The 3123-nt window shown below is 35.2% G+C and carries 2 pseudogenes; both read right to left on the bottom strand.

From position 1 onward, the window contains the following. A pseudogene (locus tag OC710_RS02535) lies at window positions 1–807 on the bottom strand (reverse transcriptase domain-containing protein); the annotation flags it as partial. 983 nt (window positions 808–1790) lie between these two features. After that, window positions 1791–3123: pseudogene (locus OC710_RS02530) on the bottom strand (reverse transcriptase domain-containing protein); the annotation flags it as partial.

The raw sequence follows: 3123 nt of genomic DNA, 5'->3' as shown, positions 1-3123 counted from the left end.
CAATCTCCAGTTTATGGTGTTGGCGTGTTTTCCATGCCGTCCCATATTCTGGGTTACTCTTCCTAATTGGTTTTCCTGCTTTAATCAATTCTTCCATTTTCAGGTCAATGTAATGTAAATATACATTTGCCAACAAAGGGGAAATAATCCCTCCTTAGGGAGAACCGGATAAAGATTCGTATTTGATGTCCTCTTTCATGAAACCGGCTTTTAACCATTTGTTAATGGTTGCGAGCGTTTTATGCTTTTTGATGAACTGATTTAGGGTTCTCATCAGAATCTCATGATTGATGTTATCGAAGTAGCCTTTTAAGTCAATTTTGATAAGGTAATCAATTCCTTTAAATCTTTGTTTGACACGTTTGATAGCGTCATGACAGGATTTTTTAGTTCTAAATCCAAAACTCCATTCTGAGAAGATATTTTCAAAATAGGGAGTTAAAAGTTGTTCGAGGCATTTTTGTATCAATCTATCTTTGATGGTCGGTATGCCTAAAGGTCGGGTTTTTTATTATCTTTAGGAATGAAGATTTTTTTTACTGGTTTTGGATAGTAACCGTTACTGACGTATTCCCGATGGTATCTTTTTAATCTTTCCAGATTGATTCCATCGATGGTTTTATTGTCGATTCCGGGTGTACCAGCGCCCCTGTTAGCCGCAATTTTATTAAACGCTGTTAACGTGTTGTAAAAGTTATTCATTCCCTGCTGGAGTTCTCTTTTTAAAGAGTAGCTGTTTGATGAACAATATTGAATTTTACTCAATGTTCGTAAAAGTTTAGTTTCTGGTGAAACCGTTGTTGACATAATATCAACTCCTTCCCCGATACCATTGAATAACTAGCAAATTACTTTCTTCTTTCGCCCTATAAGAGTGATTAACTCTCTTCTTGGTAAGACGATTAACTAAATTATTCCAAATTTAGGTTTACCCTTACGACTACTGAGAAGATTCTTTATCCTTGACCATCCAGACTTTTATTTCCAGATTAGTAAATTTAATTACTTAGTTTTAGGATTCTCCAAGTTACGCTAAATTTCTACCTTAATTCTTTAGGGGAAGTATCCTCGTTAAGAGGCTGATTCCAGGTTTCCTCTATCTGATAAACTGTCCAATACATATCGTAAATATTGACAGCTTCTGGACTGTCCGTTTAAGCAACTTCCGGAACAGGTTATTAGATTACCTCATTTTCCTTCTTAGGCCATCTCAGGCTTCTCCATCGAATTATTCGGTGGCGGGGTCGTCTTGACTAATTTGCTTTCGTCACAACCCGCTTTTATGGTCTGCTATAATTTAATATTCTTTCGTTTACTAAACCGACCATCTCCTTTCAGGGTTTATCGGCCCTGGCTATTGGTTAAATAGCACGAAATTTAGGCCTCTTTGGCGCCCCGATATTCTAATTGATTTTTTTTATTATAATGATAAGTATAAAATATATTGTCGTTAAAGTATTTTTTTTTGATTAATTGTCCTTCTTTATTGTAATAGTAAAATGCACATTTTGTGAAATCTTTATCTCTCTCATTATATACATATTTAATAACTATTGAAAATGCAATGCTTTTATTATCTTTTTTTTTACTATAATTATCATAAAAATTGTTTTCTTTTGATAAATATACGGATAGATTAATTGCGTTTTATTCAGCGATTTATCCTTGCTGTTTTATTTACAATCAGCCCCCGTCCAAACCGGACAAGCAAGTTTCCAAGCATCCGGCTTTCCATAATTTACTCTCTTGCGAGAACTAATTTCTCCTCGCGGTTAATTAGCTATTTATTCTTATTGTTCTTGTTTTCTAATATCATGTATTTGTTGATTGGTTATCTTGCGGTGACAATCTTTACACAATACCTTTGTTCTTTTATTCATGATACTTCGGTGGTGCGCATTGCGGACCGTACCAATGTGATGAATTTGAAGTTGGGTTGTTTTATCGCAGTGCTCACAACGTTCCGCTTTTAGACGGTCAATTAGATGAGTACAACCTTGGAATATAAATCTATTAATGGTAATTTCCGGGGTTTCCCTTATAATTACGCATTTTTTTAATTTTGTCCCAAGTGTAAACATTCCATGGTTAGTATTGGGTTTCCCTTTTGTTAATATAAGCAATCCCCCAAGTTGAACCAATTTTACATTTCTTTCGAACTTTAGCAATTGACGTTTTCCGTTTCCTTGCTAGTGTTTTCAAACAGCTGTATTCAGCTAGATAACTTAAGTGAGTCAAAACACCTAAATTGTTAGCCAAACAAAAGTATTGGATAATTCCTCTAACAATTGTCTTATAGGTCCGGATTATTTCTAACTCGTCTCTATCTGCTAATGTTTCGTCGTGTTTCACCTTTCCCTTTTTAAACCAATTATATTCATATCCATACTCTTTGGCTTTTGCTTGGGGAATTTGGATTTGAACTTGCCCATTTAAGGAATTCTTGGTAGTTTTCCTTTCCCGAGTTTTATTGGTAGGGTTAACTTTTATCATGTAGGATAGCAACCTCGTTCCTTTATTGGCTTTAACAATTTTGGACTTATTCTTACTGACAGTAAGGTTCAGGTCCTGCTTCAGCCATTGTGTTACTTGGTCTTTGATTCTTTCTGCCTGGTTATACTCACCTTTAATGCCGATGATAAAATCGTCAGCATAGCGGATATATTCAACTCTTGGTTTTGGATTTAGGTTGATGTGTCTATCAATCTCCAGTTTATGGTGTTGGCGTGTTTTCCATGCCGTCCCATATTCTGGGTTACTCTTCCTAATTGGTTTTCCTGCTTTAATCAATTCTTCCATTTTCAGGTCAATGTAATGTAAATATACATTTGCCAACAAAGGGGAGATAATCCCTCCTTGGGGAGAACCGGATAAAGATTCATATTTGATGTCCTCCTTCATAAAGCTCGCTTTTAACCATTTGTTAATGGTTGAGAGCGTTTTATGCTTTTTGATGAACTGATTGAAGGTTCTCATCAGAATCTCATGATTGATGGTATCAAAGTAGCCTTTTAAGTCAATTTTGATAAGGTAATCAATTCCTTTAAATCTTTGTTTGACACGTTTGATAGCGTCATGACAGGATTTTTTAGTTCTAAATCCAAAACTCCATTCTGAGAAGAT

It is taken from the genome of 'Vigna radiata' phytoplasma (genome assembly GCF_030586915.1).
GTDB lineage: Bacteria > Bacillota_I > Bacilli_A > Acholeplasmatales > Acholeplasmataceae > Phytoplasma > Phytoplasma australasiaticum.
The sequence above is the reverse complement of the archived record's forward strand: the minus strand, read 5'-3'. Positions and strand labels throughout refer to the sequence as shown.